We start from the raw sequence: 17182 nt of genomic DNA, 5'->3' as shown, positions 1-17182 counted from the left end.
CCCTATAGATTCCAGCTTATCAGTGACCAAACAACATCAATAGCATAGGGTATTAAACATTATTCTTGTAAGACTACCCACAAAGCATGAACAAGCCCTGGTACAAAAAAGAAAATACATAATAAGATATTTATTAATAAGTCTTTACCCATGCCTTTTTTGAGCAAAACTGCTACAGGCGGCAGTAAAATCGCAATAATCACCAGTAATAATTTATTAGAATCCATTTTAGTTACCTTATTTAAGTTGATTAATTTAGCTAAAGTTATTATAAAAATAGTATACGATACAATTTGTTAACTAGGACAATTAGCCTATTATTCTAGCTACACTTTTGATATCAAATTATGGAATAGTCTTATTCACGATACTAATGAGTCATATGGAACATAACCAAAGTATTATTTTTGTTCAATTCTTTAGCTTAATCGCAGTAAGTTGCGCCATAGCTTGGACATTGCTTGCCAGTCTATTACACATCGCACCTAAAGCCAGTTGGTGTTTCGCCGCTACCAATATTTGTACTCTTATTGGCATTTTGCTTTATACCCAACGTACTGAAGCAATTAACTATTTATACTGGTTTGTGGCAGACATGACAATACTTGTGGGGTTTGCCCTAGTGCGTTGGGGCTGCCAACATTTATTTAAACAGCCTTTATCTTACCGATTTGATCTGATATTGCTGGCAACCACCGCATTATTAATGCTGTTGGTCCCACCATCCCTGACCTATGCTGTCTACTTAGTTATTGTAATGAGTATTACCGCAGCAACGTTCATCACCCTTAGTGGTATTGATAATTTTCGGGCGGTAAAAAAACACTTACCGCTGTATTATGCGGCGTTGATTAACGTGCCTTTTTTCACCATTGGCTTACTGTTTATCATACGCGCAGGTGTTTTATTGCTTTTTCCCGATGAACTTGCCAACATTTCAGCAGCAGACAAGCTTAACTCATCGTTAGTCATGTGGAGCTACATCATATTACTGCTACTCACTAACCTAGTATTGTTTGGTAATGCGCTGACGCGCTTAGTCTACAAGGTCGCTCGATTAGCCAATAAAGATCAGCTAACGGGCTTATGGAACAGGCACTCTTTATTGAACAAGCTCGAAGAAGTTGACGCCCTATGGCTTCGAAATGGGTTGGCATATAGTTTAATGGTACTCGACTTAGACCACTTCAAACGCATTAACGACACTTACGGTCATTTAGCGGGTGACTTGGTGCTCAAGAATACCGCCGACATATTACAACAATCATTGAGGAAAATTGATTTCATTTGCCGTTATGGTGGTGAGGAGTTTTTAATCATACTGCCATTAACCAATAAAAAAGAAGCTCAAATAGTGGCCGAAAAAGTACAGCAAAAAATCAATGAAAATACGGTTTTATGGCAGAAGGCCCATATCAATACCACTCTCAGCATTGGTTATGCTACCTGTAAAACCCACCTCAGTATTGAACAATTATTACAACTCGCTGACGACGCTATGTACCTTGCTAAAAGTAAAGGCCGCAATACAATTTGCTCAATGGATTCAATGGAAGAATCAACTGTTAAGTCAACACAGCAACTGTAATCAACTCAAACATAGAATTCATAATGCACATCATCATCTTTAACCAATAACAGCCTAAAAATCTATTCTAGATAATAAACGCTTTTATTTAGCTATCTAGTGACTAGGGCTTGCCAGAGAGGCTTGTTACAAAAAATAGCATTGGCCATCATAAATTTTAAGTAAATCCATCTTATTGATTTCCACCATCAGTTAATTAAATTAACGTTAAATAGAAAACATTAAACTAAAATATTGCCATTAAAAAATTTTTACACTAGCCTCAATGGCATATTTAATAAGAAATTACCTTTATATGCATCTTTATGACGGAACATGAATCCACACAAATATTAATGCAAGTATTGTGTTTACTCGCAGCTGCAGCAACCGCCTCTTGGTGGGTTATGGCTTATCCAATGAGAGTTGCACCTAAGGCAAGTATTCATTTTTCATTAGCAAATTTATGCGTACTGATTGGCATGTTGCTTTACACCCAACGAACAGACCAACCTAGTTACCTTTATTGGTTCACGGCTGATGTAATGATCTTACTTGGACTGAGTACTCTTCGCTGGGGTGCACAAAGACTATACAGATTACCCAGTAGCAAATTATTCGATTTAACCGTCATCACTATGGCGGCGATATTGATGCTTTTCGTCACACCACAGCGCACCGAAGCCGTTTATTTGGTCTCTATTTTATCTTTAGCGGCATCAATATTATTTTTTGGGCTAGCTCGAGATCATTTACACGCATTTAGAGATACATTTACGGCTTTTGCTACCAACTGGTTAGTTATCCCAATAGCATTAATTGGCTGTTTATTTCTACTAAGGCCCATCATACTGTTATTTTTTCCAGACAAAATCACTGTTTTTGCCACCTTAAACACGGCTGATGCTAAACCGACACTATGGGTATATATCATACTGATATTACTTGTTAACATTTTAATTGTGGGTAACTCCATCAACAAGCTCGTGACAAAAATCCTCACCCTTGCCAACCGTGATGCTCTTACCGGTATTTGGAATCGTCATTCTCTTGATAAGCAATTACAACACATCCACAGTAGTTGGCACACTTCCAACATACCTTACTGCATCCTCTTAATCGATTTAGACCACTTTAAAGCGATTAATGATAATTGGGGTCATGCTATGGGGGATATTGTGCTGGAGAAATCAGCGAATGCTATTAATAATGTTATTCGGAATGACGATTTTTTATGCCGTTATGGCGGCGAAGAGTTTCTGATTTTATTACCAAACTGCACTCTAGAACAAGCTCATCAAATGGCTTCACGATGCCAGCAAGTACTTGCCGACCTTATTATTGATACAGGGGAAAATAAACTTGCCATTACTGCTAGTATCGGTTGTGCGATTGTCACACCAGACACACCAATTAAGCATATTCTAGCGCGAGCCGACAAAGCCATGTATAGCGCAAAAAAAGCGGGCCGTAATTGCATTGAGACAGCAGCTTAAGTTTACCTCTGATAGGAGTAATAGGCAGAGATTAGTCTTTACTAGGCCACGATAAGTCATTCGGTGATTGCCATTGGTTCATCATAAGTTGTTGGCACTCAGGTAACAAAAACTGCTTACCAAACTGAGGCAGTTGCTGGAAACAATAAACCTGCTCTAGATAGGTAAAATGCAAACTATAGGCATGTAAATAACATCTATCGCTCAGCTCATCACCATAGAGTTTATCGCCTAAAATAGGCACACCAATACTGGCTAAGGCCACTCTTAATTGATGGGTTTTGCCACTCAGCGGTTTTAGTAAATACATCCGCATACCAGAGGCAATACTCTGACTAAAAAACTGTGTCACTGCAGGGTTTTCTGTGGTTCGCAGTAACTTATACATACTGCGACGCGACTTAGCCATATCGCCAATAATCAAGCCTTGTTTCTTTTTAGGTTTACCACAAGCTATCGCCAAATAATATTTTTGAACTTTATGCTCAGTAAACATTTTGGTAAACACATTTGCAGCCTGAGGGGATTTAGCCACAATCAGTAAACCGGAAGTCGGTGTATCGAGCCGATGAACAGGGTAAAGCTTATAACCTACATCAGCCTCAGCCTGTGCAATCACTCCAGCATTGCCATCTTGGCTATGAAAATGAACATTCACGGATTTACTGATGACAATAAAGTCTGTTTGATCACTGATCACTTGGTACATATATTATCCAACAACGATTAAATGGGAGGCTTGCGAGGTTATTTAAAGTGAATACTCACGAGTAAACCAGGGTTATTATCGAGTAGTGAAATCGTCGCTTTGTGACGCGATAGAATAGCCTTTACCATCGATAATCCTAAACCAGTGCCTTTGTAATGGCGGCTAGGGTCTAAACGCACTAAGCGATCGAATACCCGCTCTTTATCCTCGTCAATAATACCCGGTCCATTATCACTAATTTGAATGTGTTTACCGTGTTGAATAATATTAATCGTGGCGCCATTAGGTGAATACTTTATCGCGTTATCCACTAGATTAAATAATGCCTGAAACAACAAATACTTATCGCCATTCACGTGAACATCATCTGCTAGACTAATACTCAATACTTGGTCGTGACTCTCGGCAATCACCTCAGCCATTTCAAATAAATCTTGGCAGATTTGCTGTAAACTCACCGGCTGTAAATCAAGCGTTTGCTGACCTTCTTCGATGCGCGTTAACGATAACATGGCATCGAAAGTTCCCAAACAGTGATCTAACTCTTCGAGTAACTCAGCAGTGGCATCGGCAAGTTCAGCTGTAGGTTTTTGCGACAACAGCTCAATACCAATACGCAAATGCGATAATGGCGTACGTAAATCATGGGCAATGTTATCGGTCACCCCGCGAACTGCTCGTAAGTTTTGCTCTAAGGTGTCGAGCACTAAATTAAATTGCCGTGCCAGCATGTCAAATTCATCTTGGCTTTCGCTTACTGGCAGACGGGTTTCATAGTGTCCAGCTTCAATCTGTTCACTCAAACGGTTGTATTCGACCAGTCGTCTCAAAATGGCTTTTGAGAAAATATAGCCTAACGCTAGCGTGAGCCCTAAAGTGAATGCAACGGCCCAAAATGCAGCGTTAATAAACTTCTCGATTAAAGCCGCGAGTTGATCGGTACGTGTAGCAATTAATACTGGGCCATAACGGGTGATAACTAAGCCACCAGTAAGAATATGCAGTTTATCTGGACCACCAGTAAAGATAGGGAAATCTTTCGTTTCAGGCAGTTGTGGCATATTTTCGGGTAAGAAAGTCAATGCGCCCACCATATCTACACTGTTGCGCCAGGCAATCAGTGCAGTTTTAGGATCGGCAGCACGAATTTGAGCCGCAAAACTGCGACGGTTAACCGTTAATGCTAACTGTTGATAGCGCTGCATTTCTGCAGCTAGATGTTTATCTACTTGATTTTGTTGCTCGATCACTAACTGTCTATAGAGACTAAGCACCAACATAACAATGAGTATGGTTACTAATGTCGAGAAGATCAGCGTGATCCGCCACGCACTACTTTGGTAAGGCTTAATGCCTTTTACAAAGGCGATATCCAGCCCCTCTAACGGTTTCAATTAACTCACCATGGCCAAGCTCTTCAAACTTGCGACGTAACTTGGCAATATGCACATCAATCACATTGGTGCGAGGATCAAAATGGTAGTCCCATACAGCTTCAAATAATAATGTGCGGCTAATCACTTGATTAGGATGCTCCATCAAATACTTAAGCAATTGAAATTCTTTTGGTTGTAGCATTAACTCGCTATCGTCAAGGGTGACTTTACGGGTTAATAATTCCATCTTTAAACTGCCCACTTCAATTTCGGTGGCAGCCGGTTCAACCACGTTACGTTGCGCAAGTTTTTCTGCACGTACTAACAATTCTGCAAAGGCAAATGGCTTGGTCATGTAGTCATCACCGCCCGCACGTAAACCTTTTACACGCTCGTCAACATGACTTAATGCCGATAAAATAAGTACTGGTGTTTTATTACCACTGGTACGCAGAGCAGACAATAATGTTAAGCCGTCTAGCTTTGGTAACATGCGATCGAGGATCAGTAAATCATATTGGTTATGCTTGGCTAACGTGAGGCCTTCTTGACCATCAGTCGCGCTATCAACTTGATATTTCTGAGCCGTAAATCCGTCGGCTACATACTTTAACGTAGTAGCATCATCTTCAACCAATAAAATACGCATAGTCATAGAGTCTTTAATCCCATTTGAGCAAAGGTAGTGGACGTAGAGTCTCAATATCGAAAGCAATAGTATTTCTACTATCTTGATTGAGTAACTTTAGTTCGAGATAACTAATTGATAAATCGTGGTCCAATTCCGCCTGTGTTAAATATCCTTGTTGGTTTTCAATCGCGAGGGTCACTAATTCTGAAAACTTCATATGCTTAGCTTGCAGCATTTTTGCCGCATTAACTTGGCCAATATCATCAGAGGCATAAGCAGACGATTTTTCAGTTAATAATGTACCGTCTAAGGCTCGGTATTCGTATTTATTGATTCGGTGAGTCTCTACGTTAACCATAGAAATCTTATACACCAACAAACCTTCTTCAACATCAACATCAAAGTCACATATGGTGCCTTCGTCTTGTTGCTCTAATTGTTCCATGACCGTTATTGGCTTTAAAAAGTCGCCATTGATCAATAAAGAGTGCATAGATGGTGTGGCCATCACGGCACAAGGAAGAAAGCATATTGCTAGCAGCAACCGAACCATCACAAGCCTCTATATAATTGAAAATTCTATCACACGCCTACTCTACCTAAGAGCAGCCAAAGTCCCAAGAAATCTAAGATTAATAATTGATCATAAATACCATTTTTCAGTTAGATGGGCTGTCATGACACAACATTTTTTAGAAATGTGACAGCGGGTAAACCTATACAAATCAGCACAAATGGGAAGGTTTTATATCAAATGCGCTATTTAGCGCGCTAAATGGCCTTATTCAAATATCAATCACCGGTTTATTATCAGAAATCTGACATTCTGAGCAGTAAAAATCATTATTTAACCTTGGTTATCCGAGTTCAGACTGTGCACTTAAAATATGAATTTGATCGGACTTAAGCGCAATAGTCGTTTGCACCCCTGGCGCTAAGGCTAACTTATGCACTAAATGTGTCGGCACGTCTGCATTGATAATGGATCCAATGCCTACAACTGACGCTATCACTCGTGATGATTCACCCATCACCAACACAGATTCAATAAGTACTTCTAATTTATTTAAGCTTTTACACAGACGACCGCTGCTAATGGCGTTAAAGCGAATACCTTGATTTGGAATAACCCAACGGATAGATTGGCCGACAGTTAATGTTGGTGCACTGTCGCTGACAATCAATTCATCACCTAGTGTAAATTGGGTCATATTACGTTCAATATCTTGCGATACGACTTGACCGTCAAAAATATTCCTCAAGCCCATTTGCCGTGCAACCGCTTCGTTATTAGGATGAGATAGTACCTCAAATGGTTTGCCTTGTTGCAGCATTTGCCCCTGACTAATCAGTATCATCTTATCGGCCAGTAACAATGCCTCATGGATGTCATGCGTTACCATGACCACGGGAATAGACAATTGCTGCTTTAAGCGAGCTAACTCAATATACAAGCGTTCGCGGGTTTCTCGGTCTACCGCAGAAAAGGGTTCATCTAACAGTAGGATAGCCGGCTCACGTGCGAGAGCACGGGCAAGCGCAACTCGTTGACGTTGTCCACCAGACAATTGTGCGGGTAAGCGATCAGGCAACCCATGTAAATTGACACGTTCTAGCCAATCTAACGCTCGTTGCTTTCGTAATTCTTTCGGCACATGATCGAGCCCAGAAATAACATTGTCGAGTGCCGATAAATGTGGGAACAGGCCAAAATGCTGTGGCATATAACCGATGTGTCGCTGCTGGGGAGTTAACGAAATAGACTGCTCTGCATCAAACCATAATCTATCACCACAATGAATGTGGCCCCGTTGAGGTAGACTCAAACCGGCAATCATTCTCAGTAAGGTGGTTTTACCGCCACCAGAAGGGCCAACCACGGCTAGCACTTCACCGGCCCGACAACTGAAGTGAGCTTCCAATGGAATGGGCAATGTTTGTGAAATATCACATATAAGGTCAGCGTTGTGAGGCACCACGATGCCCTCCTAAGCGCTTCGACATACTTGTAGTTAGCGCTAACGCACTCACCGCAAACAACAATAATACCAAAGACATCATTCCTGCAGAATCGAAATCGAATGCCTGCACACTATCATAAATCGCTATTGAGATGGTTTTGGTTTCACCGGCAATGTTACCGCCCAACATCAACACCACACCAAATTCGCCCAATACATGGGAAAAACACAGTACAACGGCCGTTAATACACCAGGCCATATCATAGGTAATTCTATTCGAAAAAATATCCGTAATCGACTCATGCCACAGCAAGCTGCGGCATCACGAATATCGATAGGAATGGTTTCAAAAGCACGTTGAATAGGCTGAACCGCAAAGGGAATATTGACGATAATGGAAGCGATTACCAATCCTGAGAAATGAAACACCAATTGTTGGCCGGTTAACTGCTCAACCCATTGACCAATCATGCTCTGATTACCTAACCCTACTAGCAGGTAATAACCAATGACCGTTGGCGGTAACACTAACGGCACCATGATTAAAGCTTCAAGCCATGATTTACCTTTAAATTGGCGATATGCCAACGCCCGCCCGACAATAATGGCCAACGGAATTAACAATACTACGGTAAAACAACTCAGTTTGACCGACAGCCACAGAGCTTGCCAATCCATTAATCAGCCTTCTTAACAGCAGATTTTGGTAAATTAAACCCAAATTGAGTTAATACTTCCTGTGCATCTGCTGATTGCATGTATTGATAAAATCGCTCCGCAGTTTCAGATGCATTAGGCATTAATGCCATCCGTTGATTAAGCGGTTGATATAGCGAATCAGGGATAACCACATAGTTGCCACGCTTGGTAAATTCAGGAGATAGCACCAATGATAACGGCACAATACCACCTTGAGTCGATCCACTAATGGTAAATTGGGCAGCTTGTGAAGCATTTTCACCTAAAATCAGTTTAGGTTGCAGTGCGTCCCACAAACCTTTCGCTTTAAGGACTTCACGCGCACGTTCACCATAGGGAGCATGATCAGGATTTGCTATCGCAAAACGAGACACCTTTCCATCGGTGATTAATTGCGCTAACCCAACTAACTCAGGATCTAAAATTAACGGCGACTTCTTAGGTGCAGCAAGAGCAAGCCGACCGATGGCATAAACAACGCCATCATTTTGGGTAAAGCCCGCTTGATGTAACCGCTCAATATAATCTTCATCGGCACTGAGCATCATCTCAAACGGTGCACCATGCTGAATTTGGGTGACAAAATTACCCGAAGAACCATAACTGATCCGCAGAGCCAAACCCGTTTGCTGCTGAAAACGTATCGCTATCTCATCTACCGCAAATTTAATGTTAGCAGCCGCAGCAATGGCCGGAGCATCACTCGCGACACTTGCAGAACTAAACCCTACGGAACTAACAATGGCAAAGAATAATGCGATAACGCCAGCCCGGAATCGGGGTAGATATGAGTATGCACGCTGAGTAATGTTGGCGTTAATGAAAGACATTGAGGGTTTATCCTTGCTATGTACGAGCCATATAGACGATTACTTTTGCCACATTTTGGCTGCTTGCTGATCGCTATCACGCGCTTCAACCCACTTAGCGCCAGTATCACCTGCTTCAAGCTTCCAAAAAGGCGCTTTCGTTTTTAAAAAATCGATTAAAAACTCACATGCCGCAAAAGCCGCTTTACGATGAGCACTGGTTACACCAATAAACACAATTTGTTCGCCGAGCGACAACGTACCCACTCGATGAATAATCGTCACTTTATTTAAAGGCCAACGTTCACAAGCCTGTTGGCTAATCTGCAGTAATACTGATTCAGTCATACCAGGATAATGTTCGAGGGTTAAGTCAGTTACAGCGCTGCCATCATTAAAGTCTCGTACTTTGCCAACAAAATTAACCACGGCACCGTCCTGATTATCACAGGCAAGTAAGGCGTATTCATCAGCGACACTAAAGTCTTCCGTATGGACTCGTACAACAATTTGGTTGCTATGATGTTCCATGTTACCCCCCTGTGACTGGAGGGAAAAAGGCCACTTCATCGCCATCATTTACCGGTGAATCCCACTGACTCATGGTTTGATTAATCGCCACCAGCAATTTGTCTGATGCCAACACTTTGGCCCATTTATCATCAGTAGCGGCAAGCGCTGCACGTAATGCTTCTGCAGTATCAATATTATCGCCACTGTGTTCAACTTTAGCGGTGCCTAATAACTCACGGATTTGCGCAAAAAATAACACTTGGATCATAGTGGTCTCTCAATGCATTTATTCATAACAAATATTGGGTTTATGTTAGTTCGTAATGGCCGAATTAGACTTTAAAATGACCCGATTTCCCGCCGCGTTTTTCAAGCAAACGAACTTGAGAAATAATCATGTCTTTTTGTACGGCTTTACACATGTCGTAAATGGTTAAGGCTGCCACAGAAGCTGCGGTTAGCGCTTCCATTTCAACACCGGTTTTACCCGACAACTTGCACAAACTGGTAATGCGTACACGGTTATGCTCAGGCTGAGCTTCAAGCTCCACCTCCACCTTAGTCAGCATCAAAGGGTGACATAATGGGATCAAATCAGATGTTTTCTTAGCCGCTTGAATACCGGCAATACGTGCGGTAGCAAAAACATCACCTTTGTGATGGCTGCCATTCATGATCATGGCTAAGGTATCTGGTGCCATATCAATAAAAGCTTCAGCGCGGGCTTCGCGCTCAGTGACGGCTTTTTCAGTCACATCGACCATATGGGCATTGCCATCGGCGTTAATATGGGTAAAACAATTGCTCATACTTTTTTACTGCCTTAATCAAATTCAATGTCCATCGACTGAGCGTCACATGTATTGCCGCGTCAGTCGGTTTAACTCAATAACGGCTTAACCACCAATAGAGGCAAGGTGTTGAGTCACACCTGTAATGCCTTGATGTAAAAAGTGGGTTTCTTTTTTCTGCGCTAATTGACCGTGTAAGCGGCTAATTAATTCATCTCGCTGCGAAGGGTTTTGTATTAAATCGCGTAAATCGACGCCATTTTCAGTAAACAAACATAAATGTAATTTACCCTTTGCAGAAACTCGTAAGCGGTTACAGCTGGCACAGAAATTCTTGGCGTAAGGCATAATTAATCCAATACGACCTTGATAATCTGCATGGCTAAAGTTTTGCGCAGGACCATCATCAACACTTGGCAAGTCATATAACCAGCCTTCTCGCTCAAGTTGTTTTTTAATGTCTACACCCGCCAAATGATGCGCATTGAAGTAGTCGTGACCTAAACCGGTTTCCATTAATTCAATAAAACGTAAATCAATAGGCGTGTTTTTAATCCACTGTAAAAAACGCGGTAAATCTTTGTCGTTTAAGCCTTTCAATAATACGGCATTGACTTTAACTCGCTCAAAACCCGCTTCAAGAGCCGCGTCAATACCGCGCATTACTTGGTCGAACTTATTTTCGCCAGTAATTTGATAAAACATTTTAGGATCTAAGCTATCAACAGACACATTAATGCGCCGTAAACCTGCGTCATACCATTCTTTGGCATGTTGCTGTAAACGGTACCCATTGGTGGTCATCGCTACGGTATTAATATTGGGATTGTCGGCAACGATCCGCACAATATCTGTGAAATCCTTGCGTAGAGTGGGCTCGCCACCAGTGATACGAACTTTTTGTGTGCCTACCTCACCGAAACCGGCAACCAGATTTTCAATCTCGTTGAGGGTTAAGAAGGTAGGTTTACCATCCGGACGATAACCGTCGGGTAAACAATAAGTGCATTTGAAATTGCAAACATCAGTAACTGACATCCGCAAATAGTGAAATCGTCGACCAAAGCTGTCTTGTAGTTGGGACATGTTAACCTTTCCAAGTGTGGGAGGTGAGTGCATTTCTTTACTCACCCCGGTGGCAAAATTACCACGGCTAACTGCCCATATCATTGACGTAGGGCAAAAAGCTCGGAGAACCGTCAGATCCAATTATAGGCCTAAATACCGTTTTACAAATACCCCTTTAGGTGAATATCTTAGCTTGAAAGACTATATCGTTATCTATTTGTGACTCGACTCACGCTAACAAGATTGAGTTTGCCACTGTGACAAACGTTCATTTTGCGGTAAGGTGAGTAAAGGATAAACGATCGTTTACTTATTTTAATCGTTATAAAAAACAATAAACCCGCAATGAACGGGAAACTTTGAAAGGTGAGAAGATGGAACGCGAGTCAATGGAGTTCGACGTAGTAATTGTCGGTGCTGGCCCTGCAGGTTTGGCGACCGCTTGTCGTTTAATGCAAATATCTAAAGATGCCGATAAAGAAATCACTGTTTGCGTGGTAGAAAAAGGCTCTGAGGTTGGTGCTCATATTTTATCGGGTGCCGTATTTGAACCCGATGTACTGGACGAATTATTTAATGATTGGCGTGATTCAGACATCCCGCTAACCACCAAAGTCACTCATGACGAAATCTACCTGCTAAACTCAGAGACAAAATCTCGCTTAATGCCCAACAGTTTAGTGCCTAAAACAATGCACAATGATGGTAACTACATTATTAGTGTGGGTAACTTAGCTCGCTGGTTAGCCAACCGAGCTGAAGCCATGGGCGTAGAGATTTTCCCAGGTTTTGCAGCCAGTGAATTACTGTTTAATGAAGATAACAGCGTTAAAGGCATTTTAATCGGTGATATGGGTGTTGGCGAAAATGGTCAACATAAAGACAGCTATATGCCGGGTATGGAATTGCATGCCAAATACACCGTATTTTCAGAAGGCTGCCGTGGCCATTTAGGTAAACAACTGATCCAAAAATACCATTTAGACAATGGTAAAACGCCACAGCATTATGGCTTAGGCTTTAAAGAAATTTGGAAAATCCCTGCAGAACAACATCAACAGGGTAAAGTGGTTCATACCGGTGGCTGGCCTCTCGTGGATGGCTCATCTGGTGGTGGATTCCTGTACCACATGGAAGACAACCAAGTTGCTGTAGGGTTAATTATTGATTTAAACTATAAAAACCCTCATCTCAGTCCATTTGATGAGTTTCAACGCTATAAAACACACCCAGTGATTGCCGAAACATTAACTGGCGGTGAGCGCTTATCCTATGGTGCTCGCGCCCTTGCCAAAGGCGGCTTAAATTCATTACCTAAAATGAGTTTTCCTGGTGGTTTAATCATTGGCTGTAATGCGGGTACGCTTAACTTTGCCAAAATCAAAGGCACGCATACGGCAATTAAAAGCGGTATCATCGCGGCAAAAACCTTAGGCGAAGGCTTAATTGCCGGGCTTGAAGGCGGCAAAGATCTCGATTGCTTCCAAGACCGCTTCGAAAAAAGCTGGCTACATGAAGAGCTTTATAGCTCGCGCAACTTTGGTCCTGCAATGCATAAGTTTGGCACGCTAATCGGTGGCGCCTTTAACTATATCGACCAAAATTGGTTTGGTGGCAAGTTTCCGCTGACGTTTAGAGACACGACCCCAGATTACGCCACGATGGGCTTAGCTAGCGATTACAATAAAATTGACTATCCTAAACCTGACGGCAAGTTGAGTTTTGATAAGTTATCGTCGGTATATCTGTCGAATACTTTTCATGAAGAAGATCAGCTGTGTCATTTACATCTAAAAGACCAAAGCATCCCAATATCGGTTAACTTAGTTAAATTTGATGAACCCGCGCAACGTTACTGTCCTGCCGGGGTTTATGAAGTTGTTGAAGCAGCCGGTGACAAAAAGTTTGTCATTAATGGACAAAATTGCATTCACTGTAAAACTTGTGACATTAAAGACCCAAGCCAAAACATTACCTGGGTCACACCAGAAGGCGGCGGCGGGCCAAACTATCCAAATATGTAAGCGAACCAATAGTTAAAATATTGGCACAGTCAATAAAACGCACTTAAATATAGGTGCGTTTTTTTTGTTTTATCGACTATCATTACCCACATAAAATCAAAACAACCTACACCAAAAGGCTATTTTGCTGACTGAATCAACTTAACAGCAAAATAACTATCAATTTATTGCCATTGTGTCCGATATACCATAGAGATACTCCCAAGAGGCTGTTGTAGATGAATACACTTACCATTAAGCAAAAAATATTACTGACCGTGACGGTTGCTGTATTGCTATCCACGATCTTAGTCGGATTATTAAGTCAACGAAGTGCAAAACAAGTTGTTGAACAGCGGATGCTAAACTCGGAAATGCCGAGTTTGCTCATGCAAATTCGCAACGAGATCGATCTCGAAATCAGTAGCCTAATGAATGCAGGCGAACAGCTAGCTAATAGTAAAATGTTGCTTGAATGGCTTGAAAATGGCCGACCTGCAGACCAAGAAAAAATTGTTATAGCTGAACTTAATAGCATAAAAAATCAATATGATTTAGCTCAAGCATCTTATGCCGACCGTGAAACCGCGGCCTACTACAACCAAGATGGGTTTTTACGCATATTAAACCAACAACAAGATGCTTGGTTTTTTGACTATCGCGATAGTAAGCAAGAGCGAATGCTGAATGTATTCACAGAGCCTAGTAACGGTGATGTTAAGCTTTACATTAATTATCAACAACCTGATGGTCGAGGTTTGGTAGGCCTAGCAAAATCGTTAGATGATATGGTTAATTTACTGGCTTCATTTAAAATTGAAGACAGCGGATTTGTATATTTAGTTGATACTAAAGGTGACGTCAAACTGCACCAAGACACGAGTAAGATCGGTAAAAGCAAACTCAGTAACCTTTACCCTAACGCTAATACTAACCAGCTACTAAACAAAAATGACTTTAACTTAGTTAAAGCAGAAGTAGATGGTCAGCACATGTTAATTGCCAGTAGCTACATTAAATCAATGGATTGGTACTTGGTCGCTCAAGTACCTGAAGCAGAAGTATTTGCCCTGCTACAAGAGTCGGCTTATCAGATATTATTATGGACCGTACTGATCGCTGCGGTATTTATTGCCATTTCAATTGCCGTCGCGGGTTCGGTTAGCCGTCCGATTGCACATATTGCCGAGCTATTTCGTAACATTGGTGAAGGTGAAGGTGATTTACGCCAAAGATTACCAGTTAATGGCGATGACGAAATTGCCCAGCTTGCCCGAGGCTTTAATAGCTTCATCAGCAAAATCCAAGATACTGTAGTCGAAGTTGCCAAAACCAGCGAACAACTAGGTTTATCGGCACTTGATGTATCAAACCAATCTAATCAAACATTAGCGGATAGTCAGTTACAAAAAGACCGTACCATCATGGTTGTTACTGCCATTAACGAAATGGGCGCCACGGTTAACGAAATTGCTAGCAATGCAGCTCAAGCCGCTGTCACCGCTCGTGATGCTGATACTGAATCCGTTGATGGCCAAAAAGTGGTCACTCGAGCGCGTTCGACTATTAATCAATTGTCTAAAGACGTTGAACAAGTCGGTGAAGTGATTGAGTCGCTAGCGACACACACTAAATCGATTGGCAGTATTTTAGATGTTATTCGTGCCATTTCAGAGCAAACCAACTTATTGGCACTGAACGCAGCGATTGAAGCCGCTCGCGCTGGAGAAGCTGGACGAGGCTTTGCTGTGGTTGCAGATGAAGTACGTAACTTAGCTTCTCGCACCGCAGCATCAACCAACCAAGTGCAAAATATGATTGATAAGCTTCAATCAGAAACCAGTCGCGCAGTTAATGCTATGGAGCAATCTCGTAGCCGCTCACTCGAAGGTGTTACAGCTGTCGATGAAGCAAGCCAGTCGTTAAGTGGTATTAGCGAACGTATTGCGCTAATTAGCGATATGAACATTCAAGTTGCTGCCGCCACTGAAGAGCAATCTACCGTGGTTGAAGACATTAATCGTAATGTGACTGAAATCAACGATATCACTCTACGAACAGCAGATACCGCTCACGCGGCTGCAAATGCGAGTAAATCATTGAATCAGTTAGCCAGTCGACTAGATGTCTTAGTAGCCCGCTTTAAAGTGTAATATCTTTAGAAAGCGCTTTAACAAAAACGCCACACATTTGAGTGGCGTTTTTATTTCGAGTTCGGGTTACTTAATAAACCAGATAGTGAGCGGATATTGGTAAGCTATGCCATCGTTGGCTTTAACAATCGCGATAATAGTACAAATAATATCAAGCAATGCTAGAGCGGCTAATAGTATTACTCCCACGCCAATCAAAATTAATATTGCTGACACCATGGCATATATCATTAAGCTCAATTTAAAATTAAGACAGTTCTTGCCGCATTGATTGGCAAACTCAAATTCATCACGCTTCATTAACCAGACAATTAAAGGGCCTAAAACACTTCCTAGCGGAAACACATAACCGGCAAAACTGGCAGCATGGATCAATAACCCCATATCTTTGGCTTGCTTGCTAACTTCGACCATCGGTTCATTCATTTGATATTCCTTATCATGTTGTTTTTATCATATCGTTCTTATCATACTGGGAGGCATTAACTGGCGTTGCCATATAAACGCATTGCCCAATCTTCTATACTTTGCTGATCCAACCGGCGTTGCAATGAATTAACCCAACTTTGCGCTAAGCCTTCGCACTCAAGCAATGTCTGATATTGCTCTGCATCAAATTCAGCTAAAAAATAAATCTGCATCGCTTTAGCCACACTGATATCCGTTTTTCTTTCTAGCAAACAGATACTGTCACTCGGACGAATGTCACCTTCAGACAACACTCGATAAAACCAGCCGCACATACGGCTTTCTTGCATGGCTAAGGCAAATTTAGGATGACCAAACTGTAAGTTGAGTTTGAAACACGGTGAACGAGGTTGTGTAACTTGCAAGGTGACATCACCAATTTGGATGATGTCACCAATATTAACCTGTGCTTCATTAAGGCCAACGGTACTGATATTTTCACCCATTGAAGGTGCATCACGAAACGTAGTCATTAAATCCCAGCGGCGATATTGGCCATAATGCTCACGCGGAAAATGATGCAACACTCTATCGAGGCCGCCGTGATGTTTAGGGTCGGCCTCACGATTGCCTATTACGTGGTCAAATTGCACGGTCAACTGCTTAGCGGCATGTTTTTGGTTAATACAACTGGCAACACCGTTATGCATTTGCACTTGGTCGCCTAAATACAGCCCAGAAATACTCTTTACCAATAGCTTACTCATCCAGCATACCCTTGCTTAAGCATGATTATAGAGTGCCAATATACCCAATTTTCAGACAAAAAAAAGCCTTACAGGGGAAGAGTAAGGCCATAAATAAAATGGGAGATAATATAGCAAAAATAATAGCTAAAAATGGTCTGAACCATTCGACGCTATAAAAGTTGTTTAGACGGGCTCATCATATAGGCCAACAATGACACTAAAATGACAAAGCAATATTATTTGAGTTA

18 protein-coding genes and 1 riboswitch are annotated in these 17182 nt (G+C 41.7%); of the genes, 4 read left to right on the top strand and 14 right to left on the bottom strand.

Translation table 11 applies throughout. The features are described 5' to 3' along the window. Nucleotides 1-59: 59 nt before the first annotated feature. Entirely contained in the window at nt 60-227 is a 168-nt protein-coding gene (locus GUY17_RS00495; protein ID WP_011635586.1) for a YqaE/Pmp3 family membrane protein, read from the bottom strand. A gap of 155 nt (nt 228-382) precedes the next feature. Between GUY17_RS00495 and GUY17_RS00490 the strand changes: the two genes are divergently transcribed. Then, a complete protein-coding gene (locus GUY17_RS00490) occupies nt 383-1588 on the top strand; it encodes a GGDEF domain-containing protein (protein WP_162022004.1) in 1206 nt (401 codons plus the stop codon). Between the two features lie 305 nt (nt 1589-1893). Further along, nucleotides 1894-3063 carry a GGDEF domain-containing protein gene (locus GUY17_RS00485; protein WP_162022003.1) on the top strand — a complete coding sequence of 390 codons (1170 nt, stop codon included), beginning with the start codon at nt 1894-1896 and terminating at the stop codon, nt 3061-3063. A 31-nt stretch (nt 3064-3094) separates the two neighbouring features. Here GUY17_RS00485 and GUY17_RS00480 read toward each other — a convergent pair whose 3' ends face one another. From GUY17_RS00480 to moaA, 11 genes are all read right to left on the bottom strand, one after another. Then, nucleotides 3095-3772, bottom strand: coding sequence for a TIGR01621 family pseudouridine synthase (locus GUY17_RS00480; protein WP_101087422.1), 678 nt, complete (start codon nt 3770-3772; stop codon nt 3095-3097). A gap of 38 nt (nt 3773-3810) precedes the next feature. After that, nucleotides 3811-5052: a HAMP domain-containing sensor histidine kinase gene (locus GUY17_RS00475; protein WP_101087467.1), complete on the bottom strand. Its 1242-nt coding sequence runs from the start codon at nt 5050-5052 to the stop codon at nt 3811-3813. Nucleotides 5053-5119: 67 nt separating this feature from the next. After that, complete coding sequence (locus GUY17_RS00470) at nt 5120-5797, bottom strand: response regulator transcription factor (RefSeq protein WP_041413271.1); 678 nt, start codon at nt 5795-5797, stop codon at nt 5120-5122. Nucleotides 5798-5810: 13 nt separating this feature from the next. Beyond that, nucleotides 5811-6287, bottom strand: a complete 477-nt coding sequence (locus GUY17_RS00465) for a hypothetical protein (RefSeq protein WP_242445167.1) — start codon at nt 6285-6287, stop codon at nt 5811-5813. Between the two features lie 349 nt (nt 6288-6636). Continuing rightward, on the bottom strand, nt 6637-7758 hold the full coding sequence (locus GUY17_RS00460; RefSeq protein ID WP_101087424.1) for an ABC transporter ATP-binding protein: 1122 nt from the start codon (nt 7756-7758) through the stop codon (nt 6637-6639). Further along, the gene (modB, locus tag GUY17_RS00455; protein WP_101087425.1) at nt 7739-8419 is read right to left on the bottom strand and encodes a molybdate ABC transporter permease subunit; all 681 of its coding nucleotides are present in this window, start codon (nt 8417-8419) and stop codon (nt 7739-7741) included. The genes GUY17_RS00460 and modB overlap by 20 nt, the downstream gene beginning before the upstream one ends. Further along, nucleotides 8419-9270, bottom strand: a complete 852-nt coding sequence (modA, locus tag GUY17_RS00450) for a molybdate ABC transporter substrate-binding protein (protein ID WP_162022002.1) — start codon at nt 9268-9270, stop codon at nt 8419-8421. Before modA ends, modB begins: the two co-directional genes overlap by 1 nt. Nucleotides 9271-9309: 39 nt before the next feature. Further along, a complete protein-coding gene (moaE, locus tag GUY17_RS00445; protein ID WP_101087427.1) occupies nt 9310-9780 on the bottom strand; it encodes a molybdopterin synthase catalytic subunit MoaE in 471 nt (156 codons plus the stop codon). Nucleotide 9781: 1 nt separating this feature from the next. Beyond that, nucleotides 9782-10030 (bottom strand): molybdopterin synthase sulfur carrier subunit, encoded by a 249-nt coding sequence (gene moaD / locus GUY17_RS00440; RefSeq protein ID WP_011635576.1) that lies wholly within the window; start codon nt 10028-10030, stop codon nt 9782-9784. A gap of 64 nt (nt 10031-10094) precedes the next feature. Beyond that, nucleotides 10095-10571 (bottom strand): cyclic pyranopterin monophosphate synthase MoaC, encoded by a 477-nt coding sequence (moaC, locus tag GUY17_RS00435; protein ID WP_101087428.1) that lies wholly within the window; start codon nt 10569-10571, stop codon nt 10095-10097. Nucleotides 10572-10658: 87 nt separating this feature from the next. After that, nucleotides 10659-11639 (bottom strand): GTP 3',8-cyclase MoaA, encoded by a 981-nt coding sequence (moaA, locus tag GUY17_RS00430; RefSeq protein WP_101087429.1) that lies wholly within the window; start codon nt 11637-11639, stop codon nt 10659-10661. Further along, nucleotides 11627-11759: riboswitch (molybdenum cofactor riboswitch) on the bottom strand. It overlaps the preceding gene by 13 nt. Nucleotides 11760-11995: 236 nt before the next feature. Between moaA and GUY17_RS00425 the strand changes: the two genes are divergently transcribed. Together GUY17_RS00425 and GUY17_RS00420 are read left to right on the top strand one after the other, a co-directional pair. After that, the gene (locus GUY17_RS00425) at nt 11996-13645 is read left to right on the top strand and encodes an electron transfer flavoprotein-ubiquinone oxidoreductase (RefSeq protein WP_101087430.1); all 1650 of its coding nucleotides are present in this window, start codon (nt 11996-11998) and stop codon (nt 13643-13645) included. Between the two features lie 218 nt (nt 13646-13863). Further along, on the top strand, nt 13864-15777 hold the full coding sequence (locus GUY17_RS00420) for a methyl-accepting chemotaxis protein (RefSeq protein ID WP_162022001.1): 1914 nt from the start codon (nt 13864-13866) through the stop codon (nt 15775-15777). 66 nt (nt 15778-15843) lie between these two features. Here GUY17_RS00420 and GUY17_RS00415 read toward each other — a convergent pair whose 3' ends face one another. Together GUY17_RS00415 and GUY17_RS00410 are read right to left on the bottom strand one after the other, a co-directional pair. After that, nucleotides 15844-16191, bottom strand: coding sequence for a DUF4870 domain-containing protein (locus tag GUY17_RS00415; RefSeq protein ID WP_162024246.1), 348 nt, complete (start codon nt 16189-16191; stop codon nt 15844-15846). A gap of 68 nt (nt 16192-16259) precedes the next feature. Next, a complete protein-coding gene (locus tag GUY17_RS00410) occupies nt 16260-16952 on the bottom strand; it encodes an MOSC domain-containing protein (RefSeq protein WP_101087433.1) in 693 nt (230 codons plus the stop codon). Between the last annotated feature and the right edge of the window lie 230 nt (nt 16953-17182).

The sequence above is a fragment of the Shewanella sp. Arc9-LZ genome (genome assembly GCF_010092445.1).
Classification (GTDB): Bacteria; Pseudomonadota; Gammaproteobacteria; order Enterobacterales; family Shewanellaceae; genus Shewanella.
The sequence above is the reverse complement of the archived record's forward strand: the minus strand, read 5'-3'. Positions and strand labels throughout refer to the sequence as shown.